Raw genomic sequence first — 15016 nt, 5'->3', positions numbered from 1 at the left:
ACTCACTCCATGGCTCCATTGATCGCATCGGTGATGCCCTCAAACTGGCTGACAACATCGAAACTGAACCAGGACCGTGGGCACTGTGAAACACAGGCGCCACACTTGATGCACTGTTCGCGGTCGACGTTCGGTTTGCCGTACTGCATCGTGATCGCACGGGTTGGGCATGATGCTGCGCAGCTGCCACAGCCCATGCAGAGTCCCTGGTTGATCACACTGTCCATGATGTCGCAACCGCAGGACGAGGTGCAGGCCTTTGCAAGGGACATCAGTGGCTTGAGATACTCTGCTGCGAGTTTCTTCTGGTCGTCGTTGCCCTTGAGGAGCAGGTAGGCCATCACACAGACGTTTCTGATCATCTGGGGTGTCGGCGCACATCCGGGGATGTAGACATCGACATCGATCAGATCTCCGATTGGGAGATATGATTCGTGCTGTGGCTGGTTCTGCTGACCACCGCGGGAGAACCGGGTGATGTTTCCGTAGCAGGCGCATCCGCCGAGTGCTACAACGATCTTGGCCCGCTCACGGGTCTCCTTGATCTCCTCGACTGCTGTCTTGTCCTGAAGACAGACCGAGCCCTCGACCAGGGCGACATCCATCTCAGGGATGTGCCTGACGTCGGCAAGTGTCAGACAGTATACAAGGTCTGCATACTTGTCGAGAATTGTTAATAATCCACCATAATTATCCGCGAAGGATACAAGGCAGCCGGTGCATCCACTCATGTGCACATGGCCGACACTAATCTTGTTTGACACAGGTTTTTCCTCCTTTTTCTCTGATTCCGCCGATTTCTTTACGTTAACATCAGGGGGATTTTGTGCAGGTCTCTGCATCTTGACCCGGGTGCTCTTTGGAGTACTGCTCTTTGGCGTACTGCTCTTTGGAGCACTGGGGGCCGCTGGCGCCGGCGCGGTCTTTTCAGGCCGCTCAGGTGCTGGTGCAGTCTGCTGCGGGGTCTCCACCGTGACGTTCTTCTTCTTGAAGATATTGAAGATGTTTGATAGCAGTCCCATGATCGACTCCAACCTCCTGGAGTATTAACTCTACCGTTCTGGGTATTGCCTTTCGAACCTCTTCAGTGAGCCCAATCTCAAATTCGGGCGCGGTAACGCGTTTTGGCTGGCATCCAATGACCGTGATGTCTATTGTATCCTTGATGCGCTGCAGTGGTTCGGCGAGATCCCACGAATGAGCGTCACGATAACTGCCCGGCGGCAGGTCTTCAACCCTTAACTTGGTAAGGGAACCTGGCGCGGCACCAAAGTCTGCAATATCGACGATCACCAGTTTCTTGGTGACCGTATCATCGAGAAGCGTGAAGACGAAGTGCGGACCTCCCAGGCCGACATCGATCACCTTGACGTTCTCAGGAAGCGGTAGTTTCTGCAATGCCTCTATCACAGCGGGTCCGTACCCGTCATCCGCAAAGAGGGGATTGCCACAACCGACCACCACGATCTCAGAAAACAACATCACATTACACTCACTGAATGAGCTTCTGGGCTACTATCCTCTGATCTTCGTCTACAACAATCATGTGGGTGGCACATGATACACACGGGTCGTACCCGCGCATGATAACTTCTGCGAGCTGCCAGGGTGCACCGGTCAGGGCACGACTGCAGGTTGGGAAATTCCAGGTCGTCGGGACCAGCATCGAGAAGAACTCGACCTTGCCGTTGTTGACACGGGCCAGGTGGACATCGCTGCCACGGGGAGCCTCGTTGGCTGCCCAACCGAGTGAACCGTCGCCTGTTGGGAGCTCGTCCACAAAGACCTTGCCGTTCGTGTTCAGTGCATCCAGGCACTCGATCAACTTGTAGAAGGAGTCAGTGTATTCCATCTGACGTGCGACCTGCTGACCGATCGTTCCCTTCTCATCGAAGTTCTTGAACGTGACCATACGGGCACGGGGTCCAACCTCAACAGGCTGTCCGTCGTACAGTGGCACACCGGTGTTTGCTTCCATCTGTGGCCAGGTCTTGGTCCCCTTCGCGGTGGTGCCGCCGACTGGATAGTCTGGATAGTCGTCGGTGACTTCCATCTCACCCATATACCAGTCCCAGGGGCGGACTTCGTTGAACCGCGAGATGTCCCAGGTTGGGTTCTCATCGAGGCTGCTCGATCCATAGATCGGGTCAGTCGCCATGTATCCCTGGTTGTGGTATCCGAGCGTCTCGGGAATGTCGACCTTCATGCCGCCGACCTCTGCCCAGTCACGCTTCTGGTAGTTCCTGAAGATTGCGATCATGAACTCCATCTGGTCGCGAGCAAGGGCGAGCCCTTCCTTGGCGAGATCGTACATCTTGGCCTTGGCCCGTGGGCTGACGTTGACGAACATACCACCAACACGGGTGTTGCTGGGGTGAACCGCTTCGCCACCGGCGATCTCTCCGATCGTCTGACTGATCTCACGGATCCGCTGGATCCGCTTGGCAACCGATCTGACCGGTTCCTCTGGGCTGAACGGGTTGATCTTGGTGTCAGTCCCTGGCAGGTACATGTCCGGCAGGGAAAGGATGTTGTGCAGTGCAATCGAGTGGGCACGGTTGGCACACTGCATGATCACACGAAGCAGGTAGGCATCGTCAGGGATGATACATCCAATCGATGCTTCCATCGCTTCGGTCGCTGCAATGGTGTGTGCAACCGGACAGATACCACAGACCCGTGATGCGATCTTTGGCACCTGATCCATCGTCTTGCCAATTGCCAGTTTCTCGACACCCCTGACCGGGGTGATACTGAGCCAGTCACCACGCTCAATGATGCCCGCGTCGTCTACCTTCAAAACGAGCTTGGAATGTCCCTCGTGTCTCGTCGTTGGGGATATCTCTACAACTTTCGACAATTAAATCTCCTCATATGAATTGAGTTGTTCTTCGTTCGATACAATACAATCGACAAATTTTCCATGAATCGGGAAGATTTGGACGTACATTGTACGTATAATCTTACTGTTGACTATCCAGCATATATCTTTTTTCCTTTTATTCCCAGCAGTGCCGTCTATTTAAGAATCGGGAGGAAATTATACAATTCTTAGAGAAAGTACCACAAGTTAATCGATCACATGCAGATCCCTTCCGTGAGATTATTCTGAATAAAACCATAGAAAGATGCTCAATATTCAAAATAAACGAATATTTCGAGATGAGGCAAATATTACCGGCATCTCCCGGAGTGAAGCGACGACCGGATCAGATCTGGCTTTCGATCCCAGAGGTAACCCGGACCATAGGGGCTCGCCCAGCAGAATCTGAAGAAAAAGAAGGATTATTCACGCGCGTTGTGGTAAAAAAGAAGATCAGTGGTTTTTTCTATTGTTATCCTCTTCCATCTCAACGATCAGTTCTGCAAGCGTCGCCTTCCGCTCTGCATAGGCGTCATGCTGATGGATGGACTCCTCGTTGGTCTGCCTGATCGTGATTCGGGAGTCTCCCGGGAGGTACGCAAAGGCCGCGAGCACCCGCTTCGCCATCTCGCGAACACAGTCCTCAACAAACCGCGGGTTCTTGTGGGCGGCCATCACCACAAACGACTCATCGCCCCGTTTCAGCAGTTCATAGGTGCGGGCACTCATCGAATCCTTCAGGATCGAGATGATCGTCTCAAGGTTGACATGCTCTTCATCATCGGTCTCGATGCAGAGGAAGCCCCGTCCCCGCTGATTATGGGTGGCCATCGGAACCTCTGCAAAGAACTTCTCGATCTTCTCCTGTTCGATACCGAGTTCGGTCAGCACATGATGCGCATGCTCCTGCATGATATTCTGCGCACAGGGGCAGGCGGTCATGCCGGTCACTTCAGCCCCGATACTCTTCCTGATCAGTGGTTCGTGGAAGGTCCGCTGGGCGATGGCCCGTGCATGTACCTTCACGACCTCGTGACAACTGGTCTTGCTGACCGGGGTCTCCCGCTTGACCATGAACTCTGATCGCATCTGCACTTCGGTCCGATCGGCATATTCATGCCGATCGAGCAGTTTGCGTGCTACAACAGAACAGAGCTCCTCGATCCCGCTCACCTCGCCATCGATCGCCTGCTGGAGCACCTCATCGATCACCTCAAAATTCCGCGAGAGGTTGGCACCCTTCAGCGACCCCGGGAGGTCGACAAAGACATCAAAGTTGGAGATGAAGATCATGGGCCGTTTGTTCGGCCGCATCACTTCAACCAGTTTCTTGACATTCTTCACCCCGACCCGTGTCAGATTGATGCGGACATCAGGACAGGTGGACTGGACATCTGGTAAATCCATTATAAACCCTCAATTGTCTGTATATCTCTGTATTGTCGCTTCCACATATGAAAAATGAAAGTAATTTAGTTTATCGTTTATGATATTATATTTATGTAGTCGCGCAGATATGGAAATAGGTGCGAAATGATCAAGAAATACTATGAGTCGGACGCCGACCTTGCCGCTGTGCAGGGAAAGCAGATCGCAGTGATCGGCTATGGATCGCAGGGACGGGGCCAGGCCCTGAACCTTCGCGACAGCGGTCTCTCTGTGATCATCGGGCTTCGGCCCGGACGGTCGTTCCAACAGGCCTCTGAGGATGGATTCGAGGTCTTTCCCGTAGCAGACGCAGTGAAGAAGGCAGATATCATCCAGATCCTTCTTCCCGACGAGTCGCAGGGGGCCGTATACAAGACTGAGATCCGCCCGTACCTTGCTGACAAAAAATGTCTGATGTTTTCACACGGGTTCAATATCCACTACGGCCAGATCGTCCCGCCGCCCAACGTCGACGTGGTGATGGTGGCACCCAAGGGGCCAGGGCACATGGTGCGCAGGACCTTTGAGGAAGGGAAAGGAGTCCCCGCGCTGATCGCCATCGAGCAGGACTATACCGGCGACGCTCAGGCGATCGCGCTCGGCTACGCCAAGGGGATCGGAGCGACCAGAGCCGTTGTCTTCGAGACCACCTTCAGAGAGGAGACCGAGACCGATCTCTTCGGCGAACAGGCTGTGCTCTGCGGCGGGGTCACCTCGCTGATCAAGGCAGGGTTTGAGACCCTGGTCGACGCCGGGTACGCACCCGAGATGGCCTACCTCGAAGTGCTCCACGAGATGAAGCTGATCGTGGACATGATCTATGAGGGCGGGTTCACCAATATGCGGGACTCGATCTCCAACACCGCCCTGTACGGCGACCTGACCAGGGGACCGCGGGTGATCGGCGAAGATTCACGGATCGCGATGGAGGAGATCCTCGAGGAGATCCAGAACGGCGAGTTCGCCAGGGAATGGATGCTCGAGAACATCGTGAACAGGCCGGTCTTCACCGCTCTAAAGAGAAACGACGAGGAACACCTCCTCGAAGAGGTCGGTGCAGAGATCAGGGGTCTGATGCCCCAGTTCAAGAAGAACGCATAATCCCACTCCTTTTTTTCAGCACGATCGATCCGGTTTGTCTATCAGAGTCCGGGCCATCGCCGTCGCAGCTCTTCGAAAAAGAGAATACTAGAAAAGTGGAGGATCGGGTCTACCGGCCGATCAGGCGGACTGGCGCATCGTCCGGGTCAGTGTCTGGTCTGCAGAGATCAGTTCGTCGCGGGAGAGATGCAGGGACTCACCCTCGCCGGTGATCGTCAGACCCTCGCCGCCGATGGTACCGATCAGCGTGTACTCCAGCGGAGCCAGCATCGTCTCGTCAGGAGTGGCGATCAGGAACCTGCCGTAGGTCTCTGAGAGGAGCTGGGTCAGCAGATCGCCGGCGAGCGTGACCGTCGCATCGGGGGCGAGCCCTGCGAGCGCTGCCAGCAGTCCGCCCTGTGAGAGATCGGTCGTGACCAGGTCGGGGTTCCTCGCCATCACGTTCCTGACCGCTGCAACCACAGCCGGGTCCGGGATCCCCGGAGCCTGTCCATGACAGCCGGTCAAGGTATCGAGGATCGAGCCGCCGAAGTCGGGATGAGTCGCTCCGACGAGGGCCAGCCTCCACCCTGCCTCTGGTTTCTGCAAGCGGCGGACGGCCCCCTTCCCGACCATCCCGAGCGACGGGGTCGGGAGGATCTGGGTGTTCTGTTCGTCGCTCTGGTTGTACAGCGAGACGTTCCCACCGACGACCGGGATCTGCAGTGCTCCGGCCATCATCGAGAGGCCGCGGATCGACTCCGAGAGCTGCCAGTACACCTTCGGATCGAGCGGGCTGGCAAAGTTCAGGCAGTTGACGATACAGAGCGGTGCAATCCCCATACAGGCCAGGTTGGCCGCGTTCTCGATGACAGCACAGGCAGTCCCGTCGAAGGGTCGGAGGTGAATGTGCCGGGGGTTACACCCGCACGAGAGACCGAGAGCGGCGTCCTCGAGCCGGAGCACCGCGGCGTCATGGGCGAGCGAAACGGTTCGGAGCTGCACATCATGGTCGTACTGGCTGACGATCCACTCCCGGGAGGCCACCTCCGGATGGGAGAGGACCTGCAGGGCCAGGGTGTGAAGGTCGGTGACGGGCCGGGTGAAGAGGTCCACCGCCTCATACCGCTCCTGGGAGAGGGTGCTGCAGCGGGGGGCCCCGTCGATCAGCAGATCGATCGGCAGGTCGCAGACCACCTCACCGTGGAAGTCGACGACGTACCGCGGATCGCTCGTCACTTCCCCGATGTCCGACCAGCAGAGATCGAACCGCTCGGCCAGGGAGCCGATCTGGGCCACGTCCTCCGGCGCCACCTCGAGGAGCATCCGCTCCTGGCTCTCGGCGAGCATGATCTCCAGCGCGGTCATCCCGGTCTCACGGAGGTGGACCTTTTCAGCATGGATGATCCCGCCGAAGGTCGAGCACATCTCTGAAGAGGCGCCGGCCAGCCCGGCCGCCCCGAGGTCCCGGCAGGAGAGGACCTTTCCGGTCGCCGCCATCGCAAGCATCGCATCGATGATCAGTTTCTCGGTGAACGGGTCGCCGATCTGAACACTCGGCCGGTCCACCGCCTCTGCGTCCTCGGCGATGTCCCGGGAGGCGAACGAGGCCCCGCCGAGACCGTCCCTACCGGTCCTGGCCCCGACCAGCACCAGGTGGTTGCCCGGCACCTTCACCCGGGCCGTCAGGTACTTTGTGGGGTCGACGGTCCCGACACAGACCACGTTCACGAGCGGGTTGCCGCTGTAGCCCTCATCGAAGACCACCTCCCCACGCACCACCGGGACGCCGATACAGTTGCCGTATCCGCTGATCCCGCTGATCACATGGGAGAAGAGGTACCGGTTCTTCTCGTCGGTGAGCGGCCCGAAGTAGAGCGGATCCATCAGGGCGATCGGCTTCGCCCCCATCGAGATCACGTCCCTGACGATCCCGCCGACTCCCGTCGCGGACCCGTCATAGGGATCCACGTACGAGGGATGGTTGTGACTCTCCATCCCGATCGCAAGGGCACAGGTCTCGCTGAACGAGACGATCGCAGCATCGTCCCCTGGCCCGAGAAGGACCGCCGGCCCGGTCGTCGGCATCATCTTGAGCAGATGTCTGGTCGAACGGTAACTGCAGTGTTCAGACCAGAGGTTCTCAAAACAGGCGGCCTCGACCGGGGTCAGATCGCGTTGGAGGGCGTCCCGAATCACCGTGAGATCCTCAGCAGATAACATATGTACAACCTCACCTGCATAGGCTAAAAATAGATCCTGATAGGGGGCAGGGTGCCAGATTATTTAGCCCTGCCCCCCCATATACTACCCATGGCTGATCCGTACGAGACGCTCCTCAAGAAAGCGTACGAGCATGTTACTGAGGTGAGTGAGTCCTCAGAACGGTTCACAATCCCCGAGGTGAAGTCCTATATCGAGGGGAAGGCCACGGTCTTTGAGAACTTCCGCGAGATTGCGGACACGCTCCGGCGTGAGCCTGAACACCTGATGAAGTTCCTGGTCGGCGAACTCGGCACTGCCGGCAAGATCGATGGGACCCGTGCGGTCTTCAACGGCAAGTTCGACCCTGCGCAGTTCACTGCCGCCGTCAAGAGTTACTTCGATGACTATGTCCTCTGCAGTGAGTGCGGACGTCCTGACACCCGGCTGGTTAAGGACGACCGGATCCTGCTCCTCCGCTGCGATGCCTGTGGTAGCCACAGGCCGGTGAAGAAGCGGAAGGCCAGAAGCGAGGACGCCAACAAGGGGCTGGTCGAAGGGAAGATCATGGATGTGATGATCCAGTCGGTCAGCAAGCGTGGTGACGGGGTTGCCCGTGAAGGGAAGTACATCATGTATGTCCCAAAATCCAAGCCCGGGCAGACCGTGAAGATAAAGATCACCCGGATATCGGGTTCGATCGTCTTCACCGAACGGGCCTGAATCTCTCCTTTTTTTAGAACATCCGGAAGTCCTGGCAGACCAGCACTGGCTCTCGACATCTGCACTGGTGAAGAGAGGGGACAATTACAATTATTTTATATCTTGCGGGGGCAAGGCACTATCAAACCACAAACCTGGTGTCTTCCGTGTTTCATGTACTCTACGTCGATGATGAATCGGACCTGCTGAACTTGGGGAAGATCTTCCTGGAGCAGTCACATCAGATCACCATAGATACTGCAACGTCAGCAGAGGATGCATTGACCTGCGGGAACCTCCAGACCTACGATGCCGTCATCTCCGACTACCAGATGCCCGGGATGAACGGGATCACCTTCCTCAAAGAGGTCAGGTCCCGGTACAGAGACCTCCCTTTCATCCTCTTCACCGGACGGGGGCGAGAGGAGGTGGTGATCGAGGCGATCGACAGCGGAGTGGATCACTATGTCCAGAAGGGCGGGGACCCCCGCCCCCAGTTCGCCGAGCTGGAGCACCGGGTTCTGCAGGCCATCGAGGCCCGGCAGGGTAAAGTGGCATTGCAGGAGAGCGAGGAGCGGTTCCGATCCCTCTTCACTTCGATCTTCAATGGTTTCGCCCACCATCAGATCATCTGTGATGCCGAAGGCAGGCCGGTGGATTACCGGTTCATCGATGTCAATCCGGCGTTCGAACGGTTGACCGGGCTGAAAAGGAACGAGATTCTTGGAAAGACCGTGCTGGAGGTGCTTCCGGATATCGAACCGTTCTGGATCGAACGCTACGGCAGAACAGCACTCACCGGGAAGTCCCAGTCATTTGAACAGTTCACCGCGGCCCTGAACAGATATTATGAAGTGACGGTCTATAGCCCCCGTCCCGGAGAGTTCACCACCCTCTTCTCCGATATCACCAGTCAGAAGCAGGCAGAGGAGATCCTCAGGGAGAGAGAGACTAAATTCCGAACGATAGTGGAGACGTCGCCTGACATGATCTGGGAGATCGACACCCGGGGGATCTTCACCTATCTGAGTCCGCAGATTGGAGATATTCTCGGTTATTCCACTGAGGAGATGCTCGGAAAACCGATTCTCTTCCTTATAATCCCCAGTTTTATTCCCACGGTGCAGAAGATCCTCGGCTCACACCTGCAGAGCAGGGAGGAGATCAATACCTTCGAAGTCCCGGCGCATCATGCCGATGGGACGCCACGCAGTATCGAGATCCGCTCTGCAAAGATCAGGGATAAGACCGGACAGGTCACCGGATTCCGGGGTATTGCCCGGGATGTCACCGAACGGAGACGGGCGGAGGAGGAACTCAAGGAGAGCGAAGCGAGTTACCATGGCCTCTTCAACACCATCCGACAGACGATCTTCATCCTGGATCAGAAAGGGAGGTTTCTTGATGCGAATGATGGTGCGGTGTCGATGTACGGCTATCCCCGGGAGGCATTCCTCGGGAGATATCCAGAGTTCCTCTCGGCTCCGGGCATGAATGATCTGAAGAAGATTGAGGAACTGATCCAGAAGGCGTTCACTGGAGAGCCACAGCAGATAGAATACTGGGGAGTGCGCAAAAATGGAGAGATCTTCCCCAAGGATGTCCGCTTCTACAAAGGGACGTACTTTGGAGAGGAGGTACTGATCAGCATCGCCACTGACATCACTGAACAGAGGCATGCATCGGATACCATCCGGCTCTCCCATACCCTGCTCGAGGTCGCCAACCGGCCACTGGACTGTCCGGTCCTCCTGCAGGAGTATCTCCAGGTGATCCAGGAGTATGCCGGCTGCGATGTGGTGGGGATCCATCTCTTCGATCAGGCAGGGATGACCCCGTATGAAATCTGGAGCGGGAACCCTGGAGCGGGAGACGCGTTCGGTAACCCATTGTCGAGGATCGTCGACGAGACGATCAGCACTGCGGTCATCGAGGGTGTCACCGATCCAGATCTACCCATCTTCACCAGCAGCGGTTCGTTCTTCATCAACGCCACCACGACAGGACCGACCATGCTCCAGAAGGAGGCCGGCGACCCGACCTGGAACCTCACCAACCAGGCAGATTTTGAGTCCGTCGCCCTTGTCCCCCTCTGGCAGAACAACCGGGTCATCGGTCTCATCTGCCTGGCCGATCGACGGGAACAGAGGGTTCCCCTTGCCCGGGTGGTGGTGATTGAAGAGGTCACCCCCCAGATGATCACCGCAATCCAGCGGGTCGCTGCAGAGGACCGGATACGGAACTCGCTCGAAGAGAAGGAGGTGATGATGAAGGAGATCCATCATCGGGTGAAGAACAACCTGGCCGTGATCATCTCGCTGATCGACCTCCAGGCCGACGATATCACCGACGAACAGACCCTTCAACTGTTGCACGACCTGCGGGGAAGAGTGGCCACGATGGCACTGGTCCATGAGTTTCTGTATGGATCCAGGGATCTCTCGCAGATAAACTTCGGCCAGTATCTGCAGGACCTGGTCCCGAAACTGATCCAGTCGCTGGGTGGTTCCACCCCGGTGAAGGTGCTGTATGAGGTCGACCAGGCCCTCCTCCCCCTCGAGATCGCCGTCCCCTGTGGACTCATTGTCAACGAACTGGTCACAAACTCCCTGAAATATGCGTTTCCCATCGACAGGCCGATCCCCGCTGACACCGATCAAGCCTGTACCATCACAGTCTCCTTCATGCAGACCCAGGACGGGTTCATCCTATCGGTCGGGGACAATGGGGCAGGACTGCCCGAACGGTTCGACTGGACGACCACAAAGACCCTGGGGTTCCAACTCGTCAGGGCTCTGGCCTGCCACCAGCTCCGCGGACGGGTGGACCTTGAAGAGAGGGACGGAACCAGGTTCACGATACATATTCCATGGACGTTGATCCAGAGTAGGGAATGACCAGAAGCCAGCAATCCTATTTTCATCGAACGATAAACTGAAAAAAAGGGATTTTCAGAGAGGAGAGAACCTCTCCCGGACTGCCGTTCAGACGAAGTCAACGTAGTCGACGTTCATCCGTGATCCATGGAAGGCCAGGGTGATCGTATGCTGTCCAGCGGTCAGCGGTACCTGGGTGCCGATCGACTGGTAGATGTCGAACGACCCGGTGTTCGGGACGTTGACGGTCACCTCGCTTGTACCGTCGACCTTCAGCTCGACCTGCCCCCCGGCCTGTGGGGAGGCAACCCTGAAGGCGGCCCCATACGTTCTGCTCTGCTGGACGGTCACGGTGTACTTCAGCCATTCGCCATCCCGGATCCAGCAGACATCGTATCCGCTGTTGTCGATCAGGCTTTCGACGTCAGCATCATCGTTCCGATAGGCACCGCCCTGGTTGCTAGGGGTGGTATCATGGTAGCCAACCCCTTCGCCGCCGTTGTCATAGTTCTCGGCCTGCAGCCGACCCGGAAGAGAGAGACTCGTGTAGGCCTTGGTATCGGGGAGAGGGAGGGTCGTCGCCGTGGTGCTGACTGGAATCGTCGGGATCGTCGGGGAAATAGTGGTCGTGACCACCGTCGTGGGTTTCACAGTGGTCGCCATGGTCGTCGGGGTGACGGTCGTCACCGTGGTCGTGGGTTTCACGGTCGTCACCACGGTGGTAGGCACCGTCGTGGGGGCAGTCGTCGGCGCCACAGTCGTCGGTGTCGTCGTCTGGATCACACCATTACCCAGTGTGAACCAGTCCAGATTCTGGCCATCACCGTTGAAGGTCAGGGTGAGCATATGATCCCCGGCAGCCAGTGGAACCGCCACCGCAGTGGTGGTATAGGCACTGCTCGAACCGGTGTTCGGGACCGCGGCCACGGCTACCCCAACACCGTCGACCCCGATGGTGATCGCCCTCCCCTGGTTCCAGCTTCCGACCCTGAAGGTCGCGGTGTAAATGCCGGTGTTCTGGACCGTAATATGATACCGCAGCCATTCACCGTCCCTGATGTAGCAGACATCGTACCCGCCGCCGGATATAGCCTCGATATCCACATCGTCCTGTCTGTACTGCCCGCCAAGGTTGCCGAGCGTCGTATCATGGTATGCGACCCCTTCGCCACCCTGGTCATAATCCTCGGCCTCGATATGGGTCGGGATCTGCCAGACGGTGCCTGACGGGGCTGGTGTCGTTGTCACCGTTGTTACTGCAGTGGTCGGCACCGTCGTGGTCGCCGCTGTCGTCGTAACCGTCGTGGTACCTGTGGTCACGACCGTCGTGGGGACAGTAGTGGTTGGTGTCGTCGTCGGCACTGTCGTGGTCGCCGCCGTCGTCGTAACCGTCGCTGTGGTCATCACGGTTGTGGGGACGGGCGTGACGGTGGTTGTCGTCGGCGCATAGTTTCCAGGGATCAGATCGAAGTAGTCCAGGTTCTGGCTGTCTCCGTTGAAGGTCAACCTGACCTTATGGGTCCCCTGGGTCATCGTAAACGAAGCCGCAGAGAGTGTGAACGTGCTGTACGACCCGGTCATGGCAACCGGTACCGTCGTGACCTGAACGCCGTCGACACTGACACCGATCGATCGGCCGGCACCCCATGACGCCATCCGGAAGACTGCGGTGTACGCTGAGGTGGAGGGCGCATCGATCGTATAGGTCAGCCATTCTCCGTCCTTGATATATCCGACATCGTACCCGCCGGCTGCTATCGTCTCGATGTCCACGTCGTCCTGCCGGTACTGCCCACCAAGGTTGCCGAGCGTCGTATCATGATATGCGACCCCTTCGCCACCCTGGTCATAATCCTCGGCCTCGACCCTGATCGGTGGTCGGTGAGCCACGTACGGGAGAGAGGTCTGGGTCGGCTTCACCGTAGTCACGACCGTTGTAGGGGCAGTCGTCGGCACCGTGGTCGTGGTGGTGGTTGGTTTCGTCGTTACTATGGTGGTCGGTACCGTCGTCACTACCGTGGTCGGCACCGGCGTCGTGACGGTCGTGGGCATGTCGTTGGTCACATCGAACCAGTCCAGGTTCTGACAGTCCCCATTGAAGGTCAATGTGATGCGGTGCATTCCCTGTGTCATCGGAAGCGCGACCTGAGCGGAGTCATAGACGTTGCTTGAATTGGTGTTTGGAACGCCGACCGCTGTGACCGGTGTCCCGTCCACCTGCACAAGGATCGAACGGCCCGGAGCCCAGCTACTCGATTTGAAGGTCGCGACGTAGGTTCTGGTGACTGGGACGGACACCGTATAGGCCAGCCATTCTCCATTCTTGATATACCCGACATTGCTTCCGCCACCGGACATCGCCTCGATATCGACATCGTCACTTCGATATTCACCGCCTAGATTGCCGGGCGTCGTGTCATGGTACGCAATCCCTTCGCCACCCAGGTCATAGTCCTCAGCTTCGACTTTGCAGGGGAAGGTATGCGAAACATAGGCCCGCTCCACCCCGGTTGGAGTCACAGTCGGTGTGATCGTCTGGCTGCCGGTCGGTGTCGGTGAGACTGTGGTCCCAGTCGGCACCGGCGTCGGCATCCCGGTCGTGAACTTCAGATAGTTCACATTGGAGGATCCACTGAAGTCGAGTTTCAGGGTGTGATGGCCGCTCGGCAGGTAGACCGGCCGCTGTACCGCGGTGTAGGTATCAAAGGAGCCGGTGTTGGGCACCTGGATCATCGTCACCTCGGACCCGTCGACCTCCAGATCGATGGTACTCCCGGTGTTGGGGGAGGAGACCCTGAAGTTGACGGTATAGATCCCGCCCGAGGCGATGTTCACATCGTAGGTGAGCCACTCGCCTGACCGGATATATGCGACCACAAACTCCTGCTCCACCGAAGAGTACTCGATATCCACGTCGTCATTCCGGTAGGCACCACCCTGGTTGCCGGTGGTCGTGTCATGGTAAGCGACACCCTCGCCACCGGAAGCATAGTCAGTTGCCTGGATCGAACCAGGGATCGCCTGTGGCGAGTCCCATGGCGCAGATGTTGGTACCGGTGTCGGTTCGACTGTTGTACCGCCGCTGAGCAGCGGTACCAGTGCGGCATACCAACGGTCGGCCATCTTCTTCTCACCAGAGGTCTGTGGGTGGATCCCGTCGTACTGGTTGTCCGAAAATCCGTTATACCCGGTGTACTGGTCGACCACAATCACCGGCGATTGGGCCGTGCTCTTCTGGGCCGCCAGAGCCGGAAGCGCGTTATTATAAGCGATCAGCTGGGAGTTCGTGTTCCTGAACGAATCGCTGGTCGGTATGATCTGCGCTATCAGGATCTTCACGTTCGGATTGTCCGCCCTGAGCGTATCGATGATCTGAGCGTCATTGCTCAGCCGCGTCGCAAGCGGCACCTGCTGGATCACATCGTTGGTCCCGATGTGGAGGAGGACGATGTCAGGGGTATAGAGTTTCAGCCAGTTGGAGAGTTTGGCCGAGGGATCATCGGAGGAGTCCCCCGCCAGTTCCATACCGGTGGTATACCCCCCATGCCCTTCATGGTTCTGATCGAACGAGAACGAGCTGAAGGTGGGAAAAGTCGTGGAGCCGATGAAGTTGACATCGTAGCCGCCGGTCTTGAGGTAGTTCCAGAGCAGGTATCGATAACTGGGATACGGAGAGTCAGCGGTGGTCCCGCCCCGCGTGATCGAATCGCCAAGCGGCAGGATATTCACGGTCGCATCTGCATGGATGACCAGGAGTGACCCTCCCAGCAGCATGGCAAGCACGATATAACAGCACAGAATCTCACTCCTCATAGATCATTCTCCTGATTCACTGCCCCAGAGACACCTGGCAAGGATGCGGCTG

General features: G+C 57.6%; 9 protein-coding genes. 3 read left to right on the top strand and 6 right to left on the bottom strand.

Annotated features, from left to right (window positions below; all coding sequences use genetic code 11):
- Positions 1-2 precede the first annotated feature (2 nt).
- From frhG to mptA, 4 genes are all read right to left on the bottom strand, one after another.
- Positions 3-1022, bottom strand: a complete 1020-nt coding sequence (gene frhG, locus MPAL_RS00445) for a coenzyme F420 hydrogenase subunit gamma (protein ID WP_083766973.1) — start codon at positions 1020-1022, stop codon at positions 3-5.
- Complete coding sequence (frhD, locus tag MPAL_RS00440) at positions 937-1482, bottom strand: coenzyme F420-reducing hydrogenase, FrhD protein (RefSeq protein WP_012616798.1); 546 nt, start codon at positions 1480-1482, stop codon at positions 937-939. The genes frhG and frhD overlap by 86 nt, the downstream gene beginning before the upstream one ends.
- Before the next feature lie 10 nt (positions 1483-1492).
- Positions 1493-2860, bottom strand: coding sequence for a coenzyme F420 hydrogenase subunit alpha (gene frhA / locus MPAL_RS00435; protein WP_012616797.1), 1368 nt, complete (start codon positions 2858-2860; stop codon positions 1493-1495).
- 456 nt (positions 2861-3316) lie between these two features.
- On the bottom strand, positions 3317-4270 hold the full coding sequence (gene mptA, locus MPAL_RS00430) for a GTP cyclohydrolase MptA (RefSeq protein ID WP_012616796.1): 954 nt from the start codon (positions 4268-4270) through the stop codon (positions 3317-3319).
- A 126-nt stretch (positions 4271-4396) separates the two neighbouring features.
- On the opposite strand from mptA, the gene ilvC reads away from it, so the two are divergent.
- A complete protein-coding gene (gene ilvC / locus MPAL_RS00425) occupies positions 4397-5392 on the top strand; it encodes a ketol-acid reductoisomerase (RefSeq protein ID WP_012616795.1) in 996 nt (331 codons plus the stop codon).
- A gap of 120 nt (positions 5393-5512) precedes the next feature.
- Here the strand turns inward: ilvC and purL are convergent, their stop codons facing one another.
- Positions 5513-7594 carry a phosphoribosylformylglycinamidine synthase subunit PurL gene (purL, locus tag MPAL_RS00420; RefSeq protein WP_012616794.1) on the bottom strand — a complete coding sequence of 694 codons (2082 nt, stop codon included), beginning with the start codon at positions 7592-7594 and terminating at the stop codon, positions 5513-5515.
- Between the two features lie 90 nt (positions 7595-7684).
- Here purL and MPAL_RS00415 point away from each other — a divergent pair, with 90 nt between their 5' ends.
- The gene (locus tag MPAL_RS00415; RefSeq protein ID WP_012616793.1) at positions 7685-8296 is read left to right on the top strand and encodes a translation initiation factor IF-2 subunit beta; all 612 of its coding nucleotides are present in this window, start codon (positions 7685-7687) and stop codon (positions 8294-8296) included.
- Between the two features lie 146 nt (positions 8297-8442).
- Entirely contained in the window at positions 8443-11172 is a 2730-nt protein-coding gene (locus MPAL_RS00410) for a response regulator (RefSeq protein ID WP_012616792.1), read from the top strand.
- Between the two features lie 87 nt (positions 11173-11259).
- Here the strand turns inward: MPAL_RS00410 and MPAL_RS14015 are convergent, their stop codons facing one another.
- Complete coding sequence (locus MPAL_RS14015) at positions 11260-14964, bottom strand: carbohydrate-binding protein (protein ID WP_012616791.1); 3705 nt, start codon at positions 14962-14964, stop codon at positions 11260-11262.
- Between the last annotated feature and the right edge of the window lie 52 nt (positions 14965-15016).

The sequence above is a fragment of the Methanosphaerula palustris E1-9c genome, from assembly GCF_000021965.1.
GTDB classification, from domain to species: Archaea; Halobacteriota; Methanomicrobia; order Methanomicrobiales; family Methanospirillaceae; genus Methanosphaerula; species Methanosphaerula palustris.
Note: the sequence above shows the minus strand (reverse complement) of the source record. Positions and strands in the feature narration are given on the sequence as shown.

Coding starts and splice junctions, on each gene's coding strand:
- frhG (WP_083766973.1), bottom strand. CDS start 1,022: ATGGGACTGCTATCAAACATCTTCAATATCTTCAAGAAGAAGAACGTC.
- frhD (WP_012616798.1), bottom strand. CDS start 1,482: ATGTTGTTTTCTGAGATCGTGGTGGTCGGTTGTGGCAATCCCCTCTTT.
- mptA (WP_012616796.1), bottom strand. CDS start 4,270: ATGGATTTACCAGATGTCCAGTCCACCTGTCCTGATGTCCGCATCAAT.
- ilvC (WP_012616795.1), top strand. CDS start 4,397: ATGATCAAGAAATACTATGAGTCGGACGCCGACCTTGCCGCTGTGCAG.
- purL (WP_012616794.1), bottom strand. CDS start 7,594: ATGTTATCTGCTGAGGATCTCACGGTGATTCGGGACGCCCTCCAACGC.
- MPAL_RS00415 (WP_012616793.1), top strand. CDS start 7,685: ATGGCTGATCCGTACGAGACGCTCCTCAAGAAAGCGTACGAGCATGTT.
- MPAL_RS14015 (WP_012616791.1), bottom strand. CDS start 14,964: ATGAGGAGTGAGATTCTGTGCTGTTATATCGTGCTTGCCATGCTGCTG.